Source organism: Sphingobium salicis subsp. salicis (genome assembly GCF_049472635.1).
Lineage (GTDB): Bacteria > Pseudomonadota > Alphaproteobacteria > Sphingomonadales > Sphingomonadaceae > Sphingobium > Sphingobium yanoikuyae_A.
This window is the reverse complement of record NZ_JAYRCS010000001.1, coordinates 107,945-127,860: the sequence shown is the minus strand read 5'-3', so window position 1 is coordinate 127,860 and position 19,916 is coordinate 107,945. Positions and strand designations below refer to the sequence as shown.

General features: G+C 65.7%; 11 protein-coding genes and 1 tRNA gene. 6 read left to right on the top strand and 6 right to left on the bottom strand.

Annotation, left to right across the window (positions count from 1 at the left end; translation table 11 throughout):
• Window positions 1-391: 391 nt before the first annotated feature.
• A complete protein-coding gene (locus VHN57_RS00625; RefSeq protein ID WP_423282318.1) occupies window positions 392-2,524 on the bottom strand; it encodes a hypothetical protein in 2,133 nt (710 codons plus the stop codon).
• Window positions 2,525-2,618: 94 nt separating this feature from the next.
• Window positions 2,619-2,694: transfer RNA gene (locus tag VHN57_RS00620), tRNA-Thr, on the bottom strand.
• Window positions 2,695-2,898: 204 nt separating this feature from the next.
• On the opposite strand from VHN57_RS00620, the gene VHN57_RS00615 reads away from it, so the two are divergent.
• Window positions 2,899-4,173 (top strand): PAS domain-containing protein, encoded by a 1,275-nt coding sequence (locus tag VHN57_RS00615; RefSeq protein WP_278987606.1) that lies wholly within the window; start codon window positions 2,899-2,901, stop codon window positions 4,171-4,173.
• Between the two features lie 332 nt (window positions 4,174-4,505).
• Window positions 4,506-9,167: an NAD-glutamate dehydrogenase gene (locus tag VHN57_RS00610; protein ID WP_278987604.1), complete on the top strand. Its 4,662-nt coding sequence runs from the start codon at window positions 4,506-4,508 to the stop codon at window positions 9,165-9,167.
• 119 nt (window positions 9,168-9,286) lie between these two features.
• On the opposite strand, the gene VHN57_RS00605 is transcribed toward VHN57_RS00610, so the two are convergent.
• A complete protein-coding gene (locus VHN57_RS00605) occupies window positions 9,287-10,408 on the bottom strand; it encodes an MlaA family lipoprotein (protein WP_267218477.1) in 1,122 nt (373 codons plus the stop codon).
• Between the two features lie 309 nt (window positions 10,409-10,717).
• On the opposite strand from VHN57_RS00605, the gene VHN57_RS00600 reads away from it, so the two are divergent.
• The 4 genes from VHN57_RS00600 to VHN57_RS00585 all read left to right on the top strand — a co-directional run bounded on the left by VHN57_RS00600 (window position 10,718) and on the right by VHN57_RS00585 (window position 13,790).
• Window positions 10,718-11,362 (top strand): PepSY-associated TM helix domain-containing protein, encoded by a 645-nt coding sequence (locus VHN57_RS00600; protein WP_037506089.1) that lies wholly within the window; start codon window positions 10,718-10,720, stop codon window positions 11,360-11,362.
• A 17-nt stretch (window positions 11,363-11,379) separates the two neighbouring features.
• A complete protein-coding gene (locus tag VHN57_RS00595; protein WP_048938354.1) occupies window positions 11,380-11,913 on the top strand; it encodes a DUF2271 domain-containing protein in 534 nt (177 codons plus the stop codon).
• Between the two features lie 15 nt (window positions 11,914-11,928).
• Window positions 11,929-12,810: a DUF4198 domain-containing protein gene (locus tag VHN57_RS00590; protein WP_278988548.1), complete on the top strand. Its 882-nt coding sequence runs from the start codon at window positions 11,929-11,931 to the stop codon at window positions 12,808-12,810.
• 110 nt (window positions 12,811-12,920) lie between these two features.
• Window positions 12,921-13,790 (top strand): FAD:protein FMN transferase, encoded by an 870-nt coding sequence (locus VHN57_RS00585; RefSeq protein WP_423282314.1) that lies wholly within the window; start codon window positions 12,921-12,923, stop codon window positions 13,788-13,790.
• Between the two features lie 391 nt (window positions 13,791-14,181).
• On the opposite strand, the gene VHN57_RS00580 is transcribed toward VHN57_RS00585, so the two are convergent.
• The 3 genes from VHN57_RS00580 to metH form a co-directional block, all read right to left on the bottom strand.
• Window positions 14,182-16,719, bottom strand: coding sequence for a PepSY domain-containing protein (locus VHN57_RS00580; protein ID WP_423282312.1), 2,538 nt, complete (start codon window positions 16,717-16,719; stop codon window positions 14,182-14,184).
• A gap of 101 nt (window positions 16,720-16,820) precedes the next feature.
• Window positions 16,821-17,090 carry a SemiSWEET family transporter gene (locus VHN57_RS00575; protein ID WP_004210495.1) on the bottom strand — a complete coding sequence of 90 codons (270 nt, stop codon included), beginning with the start codon at window positions 17,088-17,090 and terminating at the stop codon, window positions 16,821-16,823.
• Window positions 17,091-17,232: 142 nt separating this feature from the next.
• On the bottom strand, window positions 17,233-19,833 hold the full coding sequence (metH, locus tag VHN57_RS00570) for a methionine synthase (protein WP_423282310.1): 2,601 nt from the start codon (window positions 19,831-19,833) through the stop codon (window positions 17,233-17,235).
• Window positions 19,834-19,916 lie beyond the last annotated feature (83 nt).

Here is a 19,916-nt window from a genome sequence, read left to right as displayed (position 1 = left end):
AGAGTAGTGTGTTTTCAGTCCAGTCCCTTTGCCGTCTGCATCTTGCCCATTGCCAGCCTCGTTGATGGCGCAGCGAATGTCAGCAGTCCGCCCCTAAGGGCCATTCGCACACCATGCAATCAACGGCTGCTTTGCGGATCGGCTCTGGAATCTTTGAATGACCAACATGGACGCGTTGCTGACTCTGCACGACAGCTTGGCCTATGTCCGCGCCCCACGGGAGCCAGAAGGTCCAACAATAATCGGGCAGGCCAATCTACATTCATTCCAGGATGTTAGCATTTTGGGTACGCGGTTTTCTGCCGTTTCCAGATTCCCCCGCAGTGCTGTGGGCCTAACAGCAGGGGCCGCCAACCGGACGCGCTAGATGGACCAGACGGCACTTCAGGCCTCACCGGACCCTAGGGGCGACGGCCGTCAAACCTTGCTCCTCGAAATGCTGTTTGAAGCCTGAACGAATAGCCTGGGCGGCCAACTCTTCGTTCCCCACGGAAACCATGAGGGCGTCGTGGACCGGCAAGAATCCTACCTTATGGACGGTCATCATCTGCTCCATAGCCCGCCGCATAATCTCCGCCTCGTGATACTGTAGGTCGAGAGCCGAAATCCCCAGCGTTGGGAGGTCTGCGAGAAACGGATAGCGTTCTAGCCCGGCTGCACGGGCCTTGGAGAGCGTGGCCCCACCCGCTTCGGGATCGGCAGCACCGAGAGCGATAGTCAGCCATTCCTTGAACTTTGAGCGGTCTACTCCCTCCAAAGCGTAGGGGTCCGTCGCAGGGTCGAAAGGCAAACCTAAAAGGCCGTGTAGGATGGTGAGATGAGCGGCGCTGATATCGACCTCTGCGGTTTTCTTCCCGTCGATCCGAACGACTTTGTGCCGGGAATCCTCACCGCCCTCCATGGTCTCGTAGGCATCCGCGCCCTTGGCCGAGTAATATCTGCCGTGCCATTGCCAGTCAAACCCCGGCTGATCGGCGTTACAGAAGACACGGCGCAGCCCGGTAAACGCGATGCCTCCTATTCGCCCTTCTTCCATCAGATACCGATTGATGCCCTCTACGCCCTCCCGGATCACTGCGGCCTTCAGGTCAGTCGGTTCGATCTCCAGCCGCCTCCCTTTAACCTCATCGCCGGTGGATCGTAGGTTTTGCGGTTCATAGAAAATCGGACCACTGCTCAGCACCTTGAGAACGCCAAGGAAACCTTGCTCAAGAATGTGTGGATGCAACGGGACTAGGCGGGTGTCACGGGTCTTCACGGTCCCCGCATCGGGCGTAATCTGCATGACCCATACGCCATCGCTTTCGAAAATGTCTTCCTTGCGAAGCTGACTCAACTCATTCACCCGCGCCCCGCTGTAAGCACAAAGCCAGGGTATCCAACGCCTCGCTCTGACATAGGGTGCCGATAGGCGGCCGGTCGGGGCTTCAAGGCTCGCCTGTAGGATCGCCTTGGCCTCGTCCATGGTGAAATCTTTGTCTCTAGTTTTAGCCTCCTTCGGGATGCGGACCCTTACATCCGCTGCCACATTCTCTTCCAGGCGCTTCTCTTCCTTGGCCCAGGTAAGGGTGCATCGGAGGGCTGTGATGTACTTATCCCGGACCGTGACAGGCTTGCGCAACGCACCATTCCGCATGGGCGTGACCTGAAGATGATCGCGCCACGCGACCACATCGTCCCGTGTTAACCTCCGAGCGTCATCATGGCCCACAAAACCTATGAGGCTCTGGATGTATTTACGCCATTCCCTACGGACCCCTTCCGAAATGCCCTGGGCGGTCGCGTAGGCCTCGAAGGTCGGCATGAGGAGGACCTCGCCGCCCTTCTTCCTGACTGCCTTCGCAGGGGCCGCGGTCGCCGGAGGCTCGGGAGCGGCAGGCGTCGGCACGTCTTCCCCCTCCAGGCGCTTCAGCCGGTCCTGGGCCGCCAATATAGCGGCATCGTTGAGTGCGCGGCAAAGCTCCGGCAGAAGGGGGTCGGAGGGACTGACAAGAAAGCCCCGAGCCTCGGCCAGGAGCAAGGATTCTTCAGTCCACTCCTCTAGGACGCCCTGAAGGTCCCCAGTAGCTTTCAGAGCCTTGCGGGAAGCCAGCGCCGCCTCTTGCGTTTCCCGCGTCTTCGTGGCCCAGCGAGAGCGCTCCGAGCCAGCCCATGAGTTCACCCCTCCGGACTCATCGACGCGGACGGCAATGGCCTTGAACTGCTCCCGCTCATCGGCATCCCAACGGGCCTGATCGTCCTCCTCCAGAGCCTCAGCGTGGAAAGCGGCCGCGAGGTGCAAGATGGTAGGGCCGTCGAGGGCGACAAAGGTCCCCGCGTGCTTCTTCTCGGCGAGCGCCACGTCCTCCTCCCACTGCCGCGCCGCCTTCGCGTACCGCTCATGGAAATCTGCCGAATCAGGACGGCCCAGCGAGACCCTCAACTGGGTTCCGGAAAGGTAAGGAAGGAGGTGCGGAGGGTATAGGCGACGGAAGGATTTCCTTCCTCCCGGATGGTTCTGGATATGCTTCACAAGCCAACCCATAGCTGCTTCCTTGTACCCTAGCCATGTACCTTGGCAGGAACAGAAACCGCAGAAATCCGTGTTTTCCTGAGAAATCCTGGCCTTTTAGGAGGCCTGGTGCCGCTTACGTGACTCGAACACGTGACCCTCGCATTACGAATGCGATGCTCTACCAACTGAGCTAAAGCGGCACTGGCGCGGGCAGATAACAGCGGTCGGGCGATTGGACAAGCGCTCAAATGCACTTTCTTGCCCCCGCCCCTGCCGCCGCAGCACGATCGACCGATATTGCGCGCCATCCATCCGCTTTTGCACGCGAATTTACGGCATGTTTACCATCCCCATGGCACAGCCTTGCGCAAAGTCGCTTATTCTCTGTTCCAAGGACCGACCGGATGGACATTCTGCGGGGGCATGACGTCGCCAACGACCAGGACGATTTCGAATATCCCGGTGATGCCGCGATCGACCGTCCGCTCGCCGTGGGATATGAGGAACGGCGCATGCAGGTGCGCGCCTATAATTATTGGGCGTCGCTGCTGGGCGATCGCGCCCTGCCCCTGATCGAGGATTTGTCGCCCGATCAGATGGACGATTTCGGCCCCTATAGCGTGCTGCTCGATTTCACCGCCGGCATCGAGAATCCCGCGATCGTCTATCTCGGCACGGCGCTGCGCGAGGAATGCGAGATCGAGGGGCCGATCGGCCATATCGCCGATGTTCCCGCCCGTTCGCTGCTGTCGCGCCTGACCGATCATTATCTCCAGATCATCGCCAATGCCGCGCCGATCGGATTCGAGGCGGAGTTCATCAACCAGCGCGGCCGCGAGATTCTCTATCGCGGCATCCTGATGCCCTTTTCCGCGCAGGGCGATTCGATTGACTTCGTCTTTGGCGTGATCAACTGGAAGGAAATGGCCAGCCACGCTTTGTCGGTCGCGATCGAGCGCGAGGTCGACACCAATTTGCTGCACAATCCCCCGGCTCGCAGCGATGCGCCGATCTGGGCCGATGGTCCGGGCGCGGACGAGGATGACGACGTGCTGGACCTGGCCGGCATGGAGATGCCGACCGAGGATGCGCCGCTTGCCGACTGGCTGGCGCTCGCCCGCGAAGGCGCGGAAAAGGCCCGCACCAGCGAGGCGCGCAGCCATGCCGCCCTCTATCGCGCGATCGGCCTTGCTTATGATTTCGCGCTGGTGACCCGCCGATCGGCCGAGGAATATGCCGAACTGCTCGAAGATTATGGCATCAAGGCGCAGGCGCGCAGCCCGATGACCGCCGTCATCAAGCTGGTCTTCGGCGCCACCTACGACAAGACGCGCATCACCGAATATGCGACCGCGCTGGATCATGCCGCGACCGCCAGCCTGTCGGTCGGCAGCTTCGCCGCCTATCTGGCCTCCTATGATGGTGGCCTCAAGGCCCTGGTCCGCGACGAGCGCGCCGCGCGCCGGGCGGACATGCCCGCCCGCCCCGACAAGCGCCAGACCGCCCGCGACACGATGAAATGCGCCACCGCGCTCGATCCGCGGGCCGTCGCCACCGACAATGACGGCCTGGCCGTCGTCGTCGCCCGGCGCGAGGCGGATGGCACGCTGGCGATCGTCGGCGCGCTGCCGGAGGGATCGGACCTGGGCCAGCGCGTGATCCTGGCCGCCGCCGACTGAGATCTTGCCTCGGCGCCGGCCCTCACTCCCAGCCGTGCCGCAAACGCGCCATCCTGGGGTGACATCGCGGCTTTCCAAGTGCATAGGGACATGCCTGCTCTTCGGGCCATGCCTTCCAGACATCGATATCCGCCAGTAACGGGCGGCCCGACCATGCTGCGCTGCATCATAATATTTCACGCGCGCGAAATTTTATTTCGACCAATACTTGAGACGATCCGGTGAGAGGGGCATATAGAGGCCCCTAGGACAAGGAGTCGTCTGGTGGTGTTCCAGCGCCTCCTCCGTTTCGGCAACAGCGGGACATTTCCCCGCGGCTAAGAGGTAGGCGAATGACGGCGCTGGCTGATCCCAATATCAAGGAAGTCGATTCAACTGTTCGCGCGGCGCTGGAAGGCGTCCTGGCAAAGGGCGCCCTGCCCGGCGAGAGCGAGGGATTTGATCAGGCGGCCATCGCCGCCGCTGCGGCCTTCCTCGGTCGCACCGCCAATGCGCGCAAGGCCGGCCAGCCCGGTATCGCGATCGAGACGCTGGGCGAAGGCGCCACCGGCCGCTTCATGCGGATCGCGCTGATCAACGACGACATGCCCTTCCTGGTCGATTCGATCGCCACCACGCTCGCGGCGGCCGACATCAGCATCCACCGGCTGCTCCACCCCGTCCTGTCGATATCGCGCGGCGCCGATGGCACCCTGTCCGCGATCCTGGACGATGATGCGCCGGGCGCGCTGCGGGAATCGATGATCTATATCGAGGCCGACCGTGCCGACGCAAAGGCGCGCCGCGCGCTCGAAAAGGCGCTGGAAGACACGCTGGCCGACGTCCGCGTCGCCGTGCGCGACTGGCCGCGCATGCAGGAAGCCATGTCGGCCGACGCCAATGCCGTCACCGACGATGAAGGCGCCGCGCTGCTGCGCTGGTTCCTCGCGGGGCATTTCACCCAGATCGGCCATGAACTGTGCAGCCGGGTCGGCACCTCGGAAGAGCGGCTTGGCATCTGCGCGCTGCGCGACAAGCCGATGATCGCGCCGGCCTCGCGCGAGGCCGCCTTCACCTGGTTCGAGGAAGGCAAGCGCAGCCCGCTCATCATCAAGTCCAACATCCTCTCGCGCGTGCATCGCGGCGTGCTGCTGGACCTCATCATCCTGCCGGTGCGCGAGGGCAAGAGCGTCACCGGCCTGTCGATCCACGCCGGCATGTGGACCAGCGCGGCGCTTGCCGCCTCGCCGGAAAAGGTGCCGCTGCTGCGCTCGGCGCTGTCGGCGCTGATGGACAAATATGGCTTCGATCCGGCCGGCCATGCCGGCAAGACGCTGGCCCATGCGCTCACCACCCTGCCGCACGACATATTGATCGGCTTCGAGCGCGACACGCTGGAACATCTGGCACTGACCTTCATGTCGCTGACCGACCGGCCGCGCCCCAAGCTGGTGCTCGCCACCAGCGCGCTCGCCCGTCACCTCTATGCCTTTGTCTGGCTGCCGCGCGACGAACTGTCGACTGCGCGCCGCGTCGCGATCCAGGACATGCTGGCCAAGGCAGCGAATGGCCCGGTATTGAGCTGGTCGATCGCGCTGGAGGAAGGTGGCCTGGCGTTGCTGCGCATCACCCTCGACCTGCGTGACGGCGGCGTCGTGCCCGATGACGCCGCGCTCGATCGTCAGCTCAAGCAGATGGTGCGCGGCTGGCTGCCCGCCGTCGAGGAAGCGCTGGCCGAAAGCGAGGAAGCCGGCCGCGCCGCGGCGCTGGCCCAGCGCTTCGCTCCCGGCTTCCCGATGGCCTATCGCAACGGCGCCGGCCCGGTCGAGGCGGCGGTCGATATCCGCCTGATCCACGGCCTGTCGGGTCCGGGCGACAAGTCGATCCGCATCTATCGCAACCCGGAAGACAGCGCCGAACGGCTGCGCCTCAAGCTCTACAGCCATGACGCCATCGCCCTGTCCGAAGTCGTCCCCGCCTTCGAGAATTTCGGTTTCCGCGTGATCGACGAGATGACCACGCCGATCGACGGCGGCACACTCGGCCATGTCCAGCGCTTCGTGCTGGAACTGCCGGTCGGCGGCGATGCCCAGGCAGTGGTCGACCGCGCCGAAGTGGTGACCGAGGCGATCGCCCAGGTGATCGAAGGCGTCGCCGAAAATGACAGGTTCAACGAACTGATCGTCACCGCCGGCTTCGCGCCGCGCGCGGTCGTGCTGTTCCGCGCGCTGTTCCGCTATCTGCGCCAGACCGGCACCGCCTTTGGCATGGCGACCTTCGCTGACACGCTGCGCCGTGAACAGGGCGTCGCCCGCAATCTTGTCGCCCTGTTCGAAGCGCTGCACGATCCCGCCGCGCAGGACGGCAGCGACAAGGCGACGGCCATCCAGGCGGAGATCGACGCGGGCCTGGAACAGGTCAGCTCGATCGACGAGGATCGCGTGCTGCGCCTGATCCGCGCGGTCATCACCGCGACGCTGCGCACCAACTTCTACGCCCCGGCCGCGGCCGAGGCGCTGGCGTTCAAGATCGACAGCGCGCTGGTCCCCGGCCTGCCGGCGCCGCTGCCCTGGCGGGAAATCTGGGTGTACAGCCCGCGCGTCGAGGGCATCCACCTGCGCGCCGGCCCGGTCGCCCGAGGCGGCCTGCGCTGGTCCGACCGGCGCGACGATTTCCGCACCGAAATCCTGGGCCTGATGAAGGCGCAACGTGTCAAGAACGCTGTCATCGTGCCGACCGGCGCGAAGGGCGGCTTCTATCCCAAGCAGCTGCCCAATCCGCAGGTCGATCGCGACGCCTGGTTTGCCGAAGGCACCGAAAGCTATCGCATCTTCATCCGCACCCTGTTGTCGATCACCGACAATATCGTGAAGAACAAGGTGAAGCACCCTGCCCAGGTGGTGGTGCGCGACGGCGACGATCCCTATTTCGTGGTCGCCGCCGACAAGGGCACCGCGACCTTCAGCGACGTCGCCAACGCGATCGCGCTGGAGCGGGACTTCTGGCTGGGCGACGCCTTCGCCAGCGGCGGCTCCAACGGCTATGACCACAAGGCGATGGGCATCACCGCCAAGGGCGCCTGGATCAGTGTCCAACGGCACTTCGCCGAAATGGGCGTCGATGTGCAAAGCGAGCCCGTTAAAGTCGTGGGTTGTGGCGACATGTCGGGCGACGTGTTCGGCAACGGCATGCTGCTCAGCAAGGCGATCAAGCTGGTCGCCGCCTTCGACCATCGCCATATCTTCCTCGACCCCAATCCCGATCCGGCCAAGAGCTGGGAAGAGCGCAACCGCATGTTCGCCCTGCCCCGTTCCAGCTGGGAGGATTATGACAAGGGCCTGATCTCCGAAGGCGGCGGCGTGTTCGCCCGCAGCCTCAAGAAGATCCCGCTCACCCCGCAGGTTCAGGAAATCCTGGGCGTGACCGAGAGCGAGATGGAGCCGACCGCGCTCATCTCCGCCATCCTCAAGAGCCCCAACGACCTGCTGTGGTTCGGCGGCATCGGCACCTATGTGAAGGCCGCCGCGCAGAGCCATGGCGATGTCGGCGACCCGGCCAATGACCGGCTGCGCGTCAATGCCGAACAGCTGCGCGTCAAGGTGGTGGGCGAAGGCGCGAACCTTGGCACCACGCAGGCCGGGCGCATCGCCTTCTCGCTGCATGGCGGGCGCATTAACACCGACTTCATCGACAATAGTGCCGGCGTCGACTGTTCGGATAATGAGGTCAACATCAAGATCGCGCTGAACAAGGAAATGGCGGAAGGCCGCCTGCCCTTCGACAAGCGCAATGCCCTGCTCGAAAGCATGACCGACGCGGTCGGCGCGATCGTGCTGGAGGATAACCGGCTTCAGGCGCTCGGCCTGTCGATCGCCGAAAGCGGCGGCGCGGCCGACCTTGCCTCCTATGTCCGGCTGATCGAGACGTTCGAGGAAACCGGCCGTCTCGACCGCCAGGTCGAAGGGCTGGCCGCCAATGACCAGCTGCTGCGGCGTGGCCAGGATGGCCAGGGCCTCACCCGCCCCGAACTCGCCGTGCTGCTCTCGACCGCCAAGCTGGCGCTGCAGGACGCGATCGAACATGGCGACCTTGCCACCGATCCCAGCATGGGCGCGGAACTGGCCGCCGCCTTCCCTGCCGCGATGCAGGAGAAGGAAGCCGACGCGATCGCGGCCCATGCGCTCAAGAAGGAGATCATCGCCACCAAGGTTGCGAACCGCATCGTCAACCGCCTCGGCATCATCCATCCCTTCGAACTGGCGGAAGAAGAGGGCTGCTCGCTCGCCGATCTCGCCAGCGCCTTCCTGATCGCTGAGCGTCTCTACGACATCCGCACCCTGTGGGCGGATATCGACGCGGCCGACATGTCGGAAGCCGCCCGCCTGGCCCTGTTCGGCGACATCGCCAGCGGCATGCGCGCGCAGATCGCCGACATCCTGCGCAGCGTGCCGGCCGGCACCCTGCCGGACGCCGGCCATGCGATCCTGGCCAAGGGCGTCGAAACGCTCGCCAACCAGGTCGATGACCTACTCACCAGCGAAGCGCTGCGCCGTGTCACCGCCGTTACCGATCGCCTGCTCTCGCTCGGCGCACCGGACATGCTGGCCGTGCGTACCGCCGGCCTGTTCAAGCTGGATGGTGCGGTCGGCATCGCCGCGCTCGCCGGTCGCCTGAAGATGGACGAGATCGCGCTGACCCGCGCCTTCACCCATCTGGGCGAGGCTGTCGGCATCGACTGGGTCCAGTCGGCCGCCGCCCGCATGGAACCGACCGATCCGTGGGAACGCCTGCTCATCTCCGGCGTCGCGCGCGACATGCAGCAGGTGCGGCTCGACTTCCTGGCCCAGGGCAAGGGCAAGGACGTGTCGGACCATGTCGAGAAATGGCTGATCGAGCGCGGTGCGCGCATCCAGCAGTTCCGCGCCCTGGTGCAGCGCGCCAAGGCAGCGGCGTCGCCCAATGTCGCGATGCTCGCGGAAATCGCCGGTCAGGCCCGCGGCCTGCTCGGCCGCTGAGGCCATCGCCCCTTCCCGTCAGCGGGAAGGGGTTTCAACCGCCCCCCCCCAAAAAAAAAAGAAAAAGGCACCCGATCCAGTGATCGGGCGCCTTTTTCTTTTCCGTGCCTTTGATGCGATCAGCGCGGGTCGGCGGGCAGCGGCTGAACCATCAGCGGCTTGGGCGCCGGTGCGGGGGCTGGCGCAGCAGCGGGCGCAGGCACCGGCTCCGCAGCAACCGGGGCCGCAGCCTCCGGCGCATCGGCTGCCGGCTTGTCCTTGCCCGGCACGCGCAGCCCCGGACCATAGACCGGCGTCACGCCCGGCGTGTAGCGACCGTGCAGCGCCTCGATCTCCGCCTTGCGCTGGTTGAGATAGAGGTCGCGATAGCTGCCATAGGGATTGTCGTCGGAACGGATCGCCTGGATGCGCTCGTCGAACGCCGCGCGCTCGCCCAGCTGGTCCAGCACCGCCATCGGAATGACGACCGTGGGCTGGGTGAAGGGCTTGCCCACCGCGAAGGGCAGGATCATCTTGTCGACCGTGTCGCCGATGATGTCGCGCAGCGTCGTCGGGCCGACCAGTGGCAGATACATGTACGGCCCCGGCCCCACGCCATAGAAGCCCAGCGTGTTGGCTAGGCCATTGGGACGATAGGGCAGGTTGAACGGCTTGCGCTTGGCGACGTCGAACAGGCCAAGAAAACCCAGCGTGCTGTTGATGCCGAACCGCCCCGCCGTCTCGAACGCCTTGCCCGGCTTGAACTGCAGCATATAGGCCGCGAACACGACCGGCTCGCCCAGGTTCGAGAAGAAGTTGCGCAGCCCCTTGCGCACCGGGCGCGGCAGGCCCTTGTTATAGGCCTTGGCCACCGGCTCGATCAGCGCCTTGTCGACGGCCTGGACCGCCTCGAAAGACTGTTCGTTGATCGCGGCGAAGGGATCGCGCTTGCGCAGGCCGGTGTCGCCGGTCACGACGATCGCATTGGGATCGACCGGCACCTCTTCCTTGGGCTGCTCCGCGATCGGGCTCAGCGTCGGCAGCACGACCGGCGGCGGATAGGGACTGTCGGGTGACGGCGCCTGTGCCGGCGCCTGTGCCGGCATCTGCGCGGGCTGGACCGGATCGGCAGGGACCGTCTGGGGCGTTTCCGCCGGCGCAGGCGCCACGGCCGCAGCCGGCACCAACGGAGCGCCGCTGTCCACGGCCTCCCCCTGTCCCGCCATCAGCATCATTCCAGTGGCGGCAACCGAAAGCAGCATAAATCGTCCCTTGTCACGGCCGCGTCTGGACGACGGGCCCAACGGCCAGCAACGGCCTGGATAAGGGCCGATAAACAGACATCGCATCCCCGCGACATCGCTGTCCAAGCTGATTTCTCTAGGGGGGCGTGCCGCACCCGTCAAGTATGGTGGTCAAGCAGGAGGCGGCAGGCGGAGACGCGCGTGCGGCGCTTTGGTTCCCGACCGCTTACATTTTGATACATTTTTCCTGTTGCGAGCGGTTTGCAATTGCGAGTCGTTCGCGTTATTCGGGCCGCCTCATTTCCTACAGGACTCGCCGTTCCCTCGATGCACGCTCCCGCCCGCGCCCAGCCCAAGAAAAAGAAGAGCGCCAAGGCATTCTGGCTGAAGCAGCTGCATACCTGGCATTGGGTGAGTTCGGCGATCAGCCTGATCGGCCTGCTGCTCTTCGCCTTCACCGGCATCACCCTCAACCACGCCGCCGATGTCGAGGGTTCGCCCCAGACCGTCGAGAAGAGCGCCACCCTGCCCGCCCCGCTGCTGAAGCTGGTCGCGGCCGATGACGCGCCCGACGCCAAGAAGCCCCTGCCCGCCCCGATCGCCCAATGGGTCGAAAAGGAAATCGGCCAGAGCGGCGCGGGCGAGGCGGAATGGTCGGCGGACGAGGTCTATCTCGCCCTGCCGCGTCCCGGCGGCGATGGCTGGGTGTCGATCGACCGGCATGACGGCAAGGTCACCAGCGAAGCGACCAGCCGCGGCTGGGTCAGCTATCTCAACGACCTGCACAAGGGCCGCAATGCCGGCACCGTGTGGAAATGGTTCATCGATATCTTCGCCATCGCCTGCTTCCTGTTCGCGCTGACCGGCCTGCTGCTGCTCCAGTTGCACGCCGCCAAGCGGCCGAGCACCTGGCCGCTGGTCGCGATCGGCCTGGCGCTGCCGGCGCTGCTTGCCATCCTCTTCATCCACTAACGGGGGTCCATCTTTCCATGCAGATCAGTCCCAAGCTCATCCTGTCCGGCGGCGCCGCACTCGGCGTCACCGGCGCGCTGGCCGCGCCGGCCGCCGCGCAGACCATGACCGTCACGGTCAATATCCCGCGCCTGTCGGTCGCCGAATATCACCGCCCCTATGTCGCCATCTGGCTGGAGAAGGAGGGCGCCGCCCCCCGCACGCTCGCGGTCTGGTATGATGTCGACAAGGCCAAGGGCGAAGGCACCAAATGGCTGCGCGACATCCGCCAGTGGTGGCGCGTGTCGGGCCGCACGATGAGCTTCCCGGCCGATGGCGTATCGGGCGCGACCCGCGCGCCGGGCGACCAGAAGATCGCCTTCACCGCCGGCAAGGGGCCGCTCGGCGCCCTGGGTCCGGGCAAATATACGCTGGTGGTGGAAGCCGCCCGTGAAGTCGGCGGCCGCGAACTGCTCCGCCTGCCCTTCACCTGGCCGGCCAAGCCCGGCGTCGCCGCCAAGGCACAGGGCAGCAGCGAACTCGGCGCCGTCAGCGTCAGCTTCGGCAAGTAACAGGGGACCAAGACCATGAAAGCCAAATATCTGATCGCGGGCGCGCTTGCCGCCCTGATGCTCTCCGGCGCGGCCCAGGCCCACCGCCAGTGGATGCTGCCCTCCTCCACCACCCTGTCGGGCACTGACAGCTGGGTGACGGTCGACGCGGCGGTCTCCAACGACCTCTTCTATTTCGAACATTTCCCGATGCGCACCGACGGCATCGCCGTGACCGAGCCGGATGGCACCACCGGCAAGATCGAAAATGCCGCCACCGGCAAATATCGTTCGACCTTCGACGTGCATCTGACCAAGCCCGGCACCTATCGCATTGCCAATGTGTCGACCATGGTGATGGGCAGCTACACCCTGAACGGCAAGCAGGAGCGCCTGCCGCGCGGCACCACCAAGGCCAATCTGGCCCAGGCGATCCCCGCCGGCGCCACCAATGTGCAGACCGCCGAGGCGAGCAACCGCAACGAGATCTTCGTGACGCTGGGCGCGCCGACCACCACCATCTTCAAGCCGACCGGCACCGGCATCGAACTGGTCCCGGTGACCCATCCCAATGACCTGGTGTCGGGCGAGACCGCGACCTTCCAGTTCCTGCTCGACGGCAAGCCCGCCGCCGACCTCAAGGTCACCGTCATTCCCGGCGGCATCCGCTATCGCGATGCGCTGGGCCAGATGGACCTCGTCACCGACAAGGATGGCAAGCTGGCCGTCAAATGGGGCGCCCCCGGCATGTATTGGCTGAATGCCAGCACCGGCGGCGGCCGCGAAGGCGGCCCCGGCGGTCCCGGTGGTCCGGGCGCGCAGGGCGGCAAGCCGGAGGGCGCACCGCCCGCACCGCCGGCCGGCCCGCCGCAGAAGCGCGCCTCCTACATCACCACGCTGGAAGTGCTGGCGCCCTGACCCGGCCCGCCGGCCATCCCGTCCGGATCGCGATAGCGCCCGACCTGTCGCCCGAGCAATTTGTCGGGCGCCAGCGTCAGGGCGCTATCGTCACTTTGGGCGGACCGACCATGGGCACCACATGGTCGGCCCGCATCGTCGATCCGCCCGCCGACTGCCAGACCCATGTCGAGGCCGTGCTGGCCGCCGTCATCGGCGAGATGAGCAATTGGGAAGCCGGCTCCGACATCAGCCGCTTCAACCGCAGCCCGATCGGCCAATGGACCCGCCTGCCGCCCGCGATGACGGGCGTGCTGCGCGCGGGCCTGTCCATGGCCCGCCTGTCGAACGGCGCCTTCGACCCGGCGATCGGCGGCATCGTCGCGCGCTGGGGCTTCGGCCCGGCGCTTGCTGGCGGCAGCGCCACCGCCTCGGTAGCGCCCTGGACCTGCATCGAACTCAATGGCGACCGCGCCCGGCGCACCGCCGACGTCGCGCTCGATTTTTCCGGCATTGCCAAGGGCTATGCCGTCGATGCGGTCGCGGCCTGCCTGCGCAGCCTCGGCCTCTCCAACTTCCTGGTGGAAATTGGCGGCGAATTGCGCGGCGAAGGGGTGAAGCCCGATATCCAGCCCTGGTGGGTCGATGCCGAAGTGCCGCCGGGCCTCGACCTACCGGCGCTGCGGGTCGGGCTCTGCGGCCTTTCCATGGCCAGTTCGGGCGATTATCGCCGCTACCGGATGGAGGGCGATCGCCGCCTGTCGCACAGCATCGATCCCGCGACCGGCGCCCCCATTGCGGAGGGCGTCGCCGCCGTCACCGTGCTCCACACCTCTGCCATGCTGGCCGACGCCTGGGCGACCGCGATCACCGTGCTGGGCGCCGATCGCGGCATGGCCCTCGCCACCCGCCACAACCTCGCCGCCCGCCTCATCCTGCGCACCGAAACCGGTGGCCAGGAATATATAACCCCCACCCTCGCCGCGATGCTGGCCGACTAAGGCCGACTTCAGGCAAGGTGGCACCCCAGAGGGCGGAGTTGGGTGGATTGCGGCATTCCTCCCCGGTACGGGGAGGGGGACCACTCGCGCAGCGAGTGGTGGAGGGGCACAGGCCCAATAGCGCAGCACTAATAGGCTCCTGCCCCTCCGTCAGCGCTTCGCGCTGCCACCTCCCCGTTCCGGGGAGGAATTACAGCTTCTGGTCGCTTCTTGCCGGGCAGCTTTTCCGCCCAGATGCGGACCGACCGCTAAAGGGACCGCTAGGCACCGATCGGCCCAGTGGACGGCGTCAGGGGTGGGAACGAGGCATAGCCGCTCGCTGGAAGGGAGGAGAGGAAGCAAGGTCCGCCTCAACTTGCTTCCAAACCGCCCAGACTTCGCCAATCCGCCCTCAATAGACGTCGCGCTTGTAGCGGCCGGCCTCGGCCAGGTCATTGAGCGTCGCCTCGCCCAGGATCGCGATCAGCGCCTCATGGACGCTCTGCGCCATGCCTTCCAGGCTGCCGCAGACCAGGATGGTCGCGCCCTGGCCGATCCGTTCGCGCAGTTCCGCGCCGGCGTCCGCCAGCAGATGCTGGACATAGCGGCCGCAATCGTCATCGCGCGAGAAGCTGCGGTCCAGCCGTGCCAGCGTGCCGTCCGCCAGCCAGGCCGACAGTTCCGCATCGAAATAGCGCTCATGCGCCCGGCTGCGCTCACCGAACAGCAGCCAGTGGCCGCCCATCCCGTCATGGGCGGCGGCGCGCAGATGGGCGCGCAGCCCGGCAATACCGGTGCCATTGCCGATCAGGATCATCGCGCCGCGCGCCGCCGGATCGGTGCGGAAGCCCGGATTGGGCCGCACCCGCATCATCGTCGTCTCGCCCGGCGCCATATGCGCGGTCAGCCAGCCCGAGCCGATGCCCAGCCGCCCGTCATCATCGCGCACCTGCCGCACCACCAGGTCCAGCACGCCATCAGCCATGATCGACGCCGCCGAATATTCGCGCGCCGGCAGCGGGCGCAGCGCCCGCGCTTCTGCCATGGTGAGCGGGGTTCCAGCGTCGGGCAGCATCGCGCGTGCCAGTTCCGCCCGCAACGCCGCCGGCACCGCGATCAGATCGCCCTCGGGCGCCTGGCTGGCCAGCAGCGCCTCGACCGCCTCGGGCGCGTTGCAGGGGTGGAGTTCGACGATATCGCCCGCCTGCCATTCAGGCACGTCCGTACCCACCGGCTCGAACTGCAGATGATAGGCGGTGAGCGCCGGGCTGTCGGGATTGAGCGCATGGCGCGCCACCAGTCGCCACGGCGTGAACGGGATCACCATCTGGCCCCGATCGCCCTCGCCCGCGCCCAGATCATGCAGCGCATCATGCCAGGCCCGTTCGGCGGCATCATCTTCATGCCCCATGGCGATCAGCGGGAAGAGCGGCTGCGCCCCCGCCCCCGCCATCCAGCCGTCGACCGCGATGCCGAAGGCGCAGAAATCGGGATATTCCCGGTCGCCGATCGCCAGCACGCCATAATGGAGATGGCCAAGATCGATCGCCCCGCCACGCAGCAACCGGCTGGCAAAGCCGCGCGCCATGTCCGGCGGCTCGCCCTCGCCATAGGTCGAAACGACGAACAGGATACGCGGCGCCCCCGCCAGCATATCGCGGGTCAGCCGGCCGACCGGCACCACTTGTGCCCGCACCCCGCCATGGGCCAGCGCCTGCGCCGCGTTGCGCGCGCGGATCTCGGCTGTCCCGGTCTGGCTGGCATAGGCGATCAGCAGGTCGCCGCCGCCCATGTCGCCACCCACAACCGCCGCGGCATCGCCGGCCAGCGCCCGTGCCGCCTGCTTGCGCTTGCGGCGCGAGAGATAGAGCAGGAAGCCGGTCACCGTGAACAGCGGCATGGTGAGGCTGGTCAGCATCATGATGATCCGGCCGGGCAGCCCGAAAAAGGCACCGCGATGCAGTTCATAGACGCTCTGGGTGATGATCACGCCCAGCGGCCGGCGATCATAGAGGTCGCGCTTCTCCAGCGCATAGCTGGCCGGATCATAGCTATATTTGTCGGTCTGGCGCAGATGGCGCGCGCCTTCGGGCCGGGCGTCGAAGCTGATCGTCTTCATCGGCTGCGACGGCGCCGGCTGGGTGATGCGCACCCAGATATAGTCATTGCCGGTGGCGCGGCGGAAGGCGGTCCAGGCCGGATCGATCGACGGTCGCGGCGCGATCCCGTCGCGCTTTTCCGAACGCCGCCCTTCCTCGCCCGGCGCCTTGCCGGTCAGGCTGTATATCACCCCCTGCCGATACCAGTCATAGCTCCACCACAGGCCGGTGAGCGCGCTCAGCAGATAGAAGAGCAGCACCCAGGTGCCGATCACGACATGCAGCGCGCGCCACAGGTTGCGCCCGGTCTTGCGCAGGTCCAGCACCAGCCAGGCGCGCCAGTCCAGCGCCTGCCGCGGCCAGCGCAGATAGAGGCCGGACAGAGCGAAGAAGATCAGCGCAATCGCGCTGAAGGCGGTGATCTGCCGGCCGATGCCATTGCCGCCGCCCGGCAGCGCCAGCCAGCGATGCAGATCATCCATCAGATGGAAAAAGCCTTCGCCCGCCGGCGCGCCGAGCCAGGCGCCGGTGGCCCGATCGACCTGCCCCTGCTTGCGGCCGCGCCCTTCGCTCGACGACAGGCGCACGCTGTGCGACCGGTCACGCGCCATTTCCCAGTCCAGCCGTGCGATATAATAGCCCGGATTGTCGGCCTGCACCCTGGCGATCAACTGGTCGGGCGACAGGTCCGGCCCGGCCGGCACGCCGGGCGCATAGAGGCGCGGCGACAGCGCCTCGCTGATTTCGTCCTCGAAGCTCATGGTCGCGCCGGTCACGCCCATCAGCGCCAGCACTAGGCCGGCGGTGATCCCCAGGAACCAGTGGATCTGGAACAATATGCGCTTGGTCACCTGGGCTCCGTGGGCTGCCATCCGAAAGCCCAGCCTATTACGCATCTGCAACATGAATGCAATTGCGACTTAGTTTCAAGCAAACCGGGTAAAGATCAGCCCTAAAGCGCGGTGTAGAGGCAAGTCGCGCCCAGGATGATGCCGGGCACATTGGCGACGATGATCGGCCAGTCCTTGTCCTTGTGCAGCCAGCCATAGGCCGCCCACAGACAGGTATTGAGCACGGTCGCCAGCGGCTGGATCACCGATCCCTTGTCCCCGGCCAGGTTCATCCGGATCTGGTCCAGATAGGAACCATACATGAGGATGGCGGTGACGGTCGCGATCCAGCCGACCACCCGCAACGTCCGCTCGTCGAGATGCCGTGCCATCCTGCCCCCATGCCTGTCGTCGGCGGCACTTAGCCACCGACCGCCGCCCGCGCGCAAGACCGCAATTACCCGGAGGCGCGCATGGCACCGCTGGGCGTGGGGTAGCAGGCGACCTCTCCCCGATGGAGGGAGGCGCCGGGCGTCAGTCCAGGTTCGGGCGCAGATAGCGTTCGGCAGTGTCCAGGTCGATGCCGCGGCGCTGGGCATAATCTTCCAGCTGGTCGCGGCCGACGCGGGCGACGCCGAAATATTCGGCCTGCTGGTGGCCGAAATAGAAGCCGCTGACCGCCGCCGTCGGCAGCATGGCGAAACTTTCGGTCAGGGTCGCGCCGGTCGCATGATGAGCGTCCAGCATCTCGAACAGGATCGGCTTGAGACTATGTTCCGGGCAGGCCGGATAGCCCGGCGCCGGGCGGATACCGCGATATTCTTCCTTGATCAGCGCCTCGTTGGTCAGCTGCTCGCCCTCGGCATAGCCCCAGAGCGCGGTGCGGACATAATGGTGGAGACGTTCGGCGAAGGCTTCGGCCAGACGGTCGGCCAGCGCCTTGAGCAGGATATCCGAATAATCATCGATCGCATTCTTGAAGCGGGCCAGATGCGGCTCGATGCCATGGATCGACACGGCAAAGCCGCCCATCCAGTCGCCATCATGGCTGATGAAGTCGGCGAGGCACATGTTCGCCCGGCCTTCGCGCTTGGCGATCTGCTGGCGCAGCATCGGCAGGGTGTAGTGCTTCTCGTCCTCGACATGGACGATGATGTCGTCGCCCTGACGGCGGCAGGGCCATAGGCCCGCAACGCCGCGCGCGGTCAGCCATTTCTCGTCGATGATCTTCTGGAGCATCTTCTGCGCATCGGCGAACAGGCTGCGGGCGCTTTCGCCGACAATCTCGTCATCCAGGATGGCGGGATAATTGCCGGCCAGTTCCCAGGCGCGGAAGAAGGGGGTCCAGTCGATATAGTTGACCAGATCCTTCAGATCCCAGTCGGGGAAGCGGTGGGTGCCGGGCAGCAGCGGGCGCGGCGCCTTCAGGCTCTCGTCCATCTCGAAGGCGTTGGCGCGGGCGTCCTCAAGCGACAGGAGCTGGCTCTGCCCCTTGTTCGCGCGCGCGACGCGAACATGCTCATAATCATCCTTGGTTTTCTGGACGAAATCGGCCTTCTGCGTTTCGGAGACCAGCGCGGTGGCGACGCCGACGGCGCGGCTGGCGTCGAGCACATGGACGACCGGGCCGGTAAAGGCCGGGTCGATGCGCAGCGCGGTGTGGACGCGCGAGGTGGTCGCGCCGCCGATGAGGAGCGGCATGGTCATGTTGGCGCGCTGCATTTCCGCCGCCACCGTCACCATCTCGTCGAGCGAGGGGGTGATGAGGCCGGACAGGCCGATCATGTCGGCATCATTCTCGTTCGCGGCCTTGATGATGTCCTGCCAGGGCACCATCACGCCCATGTCGATCACCTCGAAGCCGTTGCACTGGAGCACGACGCCGACGATATTCTTGCCGATATCATGGACGTCGCCCTTGACCGTCGCCATGATGATCTTGCCCTTGCCCTTGGCACCGGGTTCCTTGGCCGCCTCGATATAGGGCAGCAGATGGGCCACCGCCTTCTTCATGACGCGGGCGGACTTCACCACCTGGGGCAGGAACATCTTGCCCGCGCCGAACAGGTCGCCGACCACGTTCATGCCGTCCATCAGCGGGCCTTCGATCACCTCGATCGGCTTGGTTGCGGCAAGGCGGCATTCCTCGGTGTCTTCCACCACATACATGTCGATGCCCTTGACCAGCGCATGTTCGAGGCGCTTGGCGACCGGCCAGCCGCGCCATTCCTGCGCGGCCTTTTCCGATGCGGCATCCTTGCCCTTGAAGCTTTCCGCGAGCGCGACGAGGCGGTCGCCGGCTTCGGGATCGCTGTTGAGGAGGACGTCTTCGCACGCCTGACGCAAGGCCGGATCGATCGCGTCATAGACGTCGAGCTGCCCGGCATTGACGATCGCCATGTCGAGGCCGGCGGGAATGGCATGATAGAGGAACACCGAGTGCATCGCCCGGCGTACCGGCTCGTTGCCACGGAAGGAGAAGGAAAAGTTGGACAGGCCGCCCGAGATATGGACATGCGGGCAGCGCTTCTTGATCTCGCGGCAGGCCTCGATGAAGTCGACGCCGTAATTATTATGCTCCTCGATCCCGGTCGCGACGGCGAAGATATTGGGATCGAAGATGATGTCCTCGGGCGGAAAGCCGATCGTCATCAGCAGCTTGTAGGCGCGCTCGCAAATCTCGACCTTGCGGGCCTGGGTATCGGCCTGGCCGGTCTCGTCGAAGGCCATGACCACCACGGCGGCGCCATAGGCCATGCAGAGTTTCGCATGATGCAGGAAGGCCTCCTCGCCCTCCTTCATGCTGATCGAGTTGACCACCGGCTTGCCGGAGACGCATTTCAGGCCCGCTTCGATGACTTCCCATTTGGAACTGTCGATCATCACCGGCACGCGGCTGATGTCCGGTTCCGAGGTCATGAGCTTGAGGAAAGTGGTCATCGCCTCGACCGCGTCGAGCAGGCCTTCGTCCATGTTCACGTCGACGATCTGCGCGCCATTTTCGACCTGCTCACGGGCGATGTCGATCGCCGCGGCATAGTCGCCGGCCATGATCAGCTTCTTGAACTTGGCGGAGCCGGTGACGTTGGTGCGCTCGCCGATATTGACGAAGGTGGCGGTGGATTGCTGGGTCATCGGTTTCTTCCAAAAATCCTCCCCCCTTAGGGGGAGGGGGACCATGCCGCAGGCATGGTGGAGGGGTATCACGCTATCGAGGG